Source organism: Ruegeria atlantica, assembly GCF_001458195.1.
GTDB lineage: Bacteria > Pseudomonadota > Alphaproteobacteria > Rhodobacterales > Rhodobacteraceae > Ruegeria > Ruegeria atlantica.
Genome location: NZ_CYPU01000045.1, coordinates 1 through 1,545, shown reverse-complemented (window position 1 = coordinate 1,545; position 1,545 = coordinate 1). Strand labels below are relative to the sequence as shown.

At 51.1% G+C, this 1,545-nt stretch carries 1 protein-coding gene, 1 tRNA gene and 1 pseudogene; 2 read left to right on the top strand and 1 reads right to left on the bottom strand.

Annotated features, from left to right (window positions below; genetic code table 11):
• Together RUA4292_RS24095 and RUA4292_RS14750 are read left to right on the top strand one after the other, a co-directional pair.
• The coding region (locus RUA4292_RS24095; RefSeq protein ID WP_145974907.1) for an IS30 family transposase at positions 1–228 on the top strand (228 nt) is incomplete at its 5' end.
• 510 nt (positions 229–738) lie between these two features.
• A tRNA-Leu gene (locus RUA4292_RS14750) sits at positions 739–824 on the top strand.
• Between the two features lie 483 nt (positions 825–1,307).
• Here the strand turns inward: RUA4292_RS14750 and RUA4292_RS24090 are convergent.
• A pseudogene (locus tag RUA4292_RS24090) lies at positions 1,308–1,545 on the bottom strand (IS3 family transposase); the annotation flags it as partial.

Genomic DNA, 1,545 nt, shown 5'->3' with positions numbered 1-1,545 from the left:
GATATCGATGTCTTTTTGTGTGAACCACACAGCCCATGGCAACGCGGCACAAACGAAAACACCAACCGCCTGCTGCGACAGTACTTCCCAAAGGGCACGGACTTGTCGATACATAGTCAGGCAAAGCTCAGTGCTGTCGCAAGGCAGCTCAACGAACGACCTCGAAAGACGCTCAACTACGAAACACCAGCCGAGCGTTTCAATGCATGTGTTGCATCGACCCATTGAGACCGCCCCGCAAAGCAGACTTTGAATCAAGTTGCCGGGAACGACTGCAATGCGCTGCCGTTTCAACCGATCGCCGCAACACATTCATGGAACGTCTCTGCTGGTGAGAAGTAACGCGGACAAAGCGGCTATTGCTCTGGAGCTTTGCAATGGCCGCTTTGGAGGGCTAAGTTTTTCGCTTCAAGCGTAATTCGGTTCATGACTTGGCCAGAACCACCTTGAAGGTGGCACCGAGTTCGATCCGAGCATCTGCTTTTTGGAATGGCGCGATAGCCGAACGATGCGCCTTAGCTACCGCATCTTTCCCTGCCAAGTTTATTGCTTTGGCCGCTCAGCAAGAGTCATGCAACTCAAGAGACTGTGATTAATGTTCCGCGTAGGCGGAAGGGCAGGGGAAATGCGGCGGGCGGCGACGTTTTGATGCCGAAGTTTCCCAGGCAAAACCCATTGAATTCATGACTTGATGGCCTTACTGAATTCCTGAGGTCCAACAGAGACCCGGCGCGCTGAGCGGGCGTGATGGAATGGTAGACATATCAGACTTAAAATCTGAAGGGCGTATGCCCGTGTGGGTTCGAGTCCCACCGCCCGCACCAACTATCCAAAAAAGATCGTTTAATTACAACACCCTACGGGGCGTCCCTTTATTTTCAACCCCCAGAACAACCCCCAGATTGAAAATAGTCTAATAAAAACATTGGGTTGAGGAAATTTTAGGGATTGTGTGATCACATATTTAGTTACTACCATACCCCTATACACCACATATAGGGGACCAGACATATGCGGGAATGCGCTCACTTGACGATTATTGCGGATAAGAAACTTCAAGAGGAAGTTAGGGAAGAGGCAAAACGCCGGGAACAATCCATCTCTGGATTGGTTCGGTATGCCATCAAGAAAGAGTTGGAAGCGGCAAAAAAGTAAGGGGTGCCAAGCCGCCAAACCCGTACACCCCAAAAAGAAAACAGTACACACCCTTTATAGTACAGGTTTGGTGGTAACGCTCCCCCCTAAAACGGGGAAAAGAGATATGCCACGTTGTACGTGTGAAAGAACAGGACGCACTTGGAAACAGGTTTCCCATCATCGGTGCGACAATGCACGAAGTCATAGCTCCAGACATGATTGCTATGTTCCGGCCTGAGTCGAACACATGAACCATCGTTTAGCCAAAGCCGTCCCTTCTTGGGCTGTTTTGCAGGCACCTTCAGCCCCTCTCGTCGCCAAAGCCGTTCAATGCGCCCATCACTGACAGACCATCCAGCCTCTCTCAGCAACACCGCAACCCGGCGATACCCATACCGACCATACTGC